Genomic DNA, 258 nt, shown 5'->3' on the forward strand with positions numbered 1-258 from the left:
AGGGCCCGGTCTGGACGAGCTCATGGACCGCGCACTGCGCCTCGCCGAGGCGCGATTGCGCAAGCTCCAACACGTGAGCATGGTGCGTCAGGACAATCACCTGTGTCGACTGGCTAAGGCGGGCCAACTCCTGCAGCGCTGCGAGGGTGCGTTCCTCGTCGAACATGACGAAGATGTCGTCGACGATGAAGGGCGTCGGCGGATGCTGGCGGAAATGCTGCTGCAGCGTCGCGAGCCGCAGGGCGAGATAGAGCTGGT

1 protein-coding gene is annotated in these 258 nt (G+C 64.7%); it reads right to left on the reverse strand.

Annotated features, from left to right (window positions below; genetic code table 11):
- On the reverse strand, positions 1-258 hold a 258-nt coding region (locus ACKX14_RS16150), incomplete at both ends, for an ATP-binding protein (protein ID WP_422449443.1).

The organism is Thermorhabdus hydrogeniformans (assembly GCF_049310025.1).
In the GTDB taxonomy this organism is placed as follows: Bacteria; Bacillota; Thermosediminibacteria; order Thermosediminibacterales; family Tepidanaerobacteraceae; genus JBJYKD01.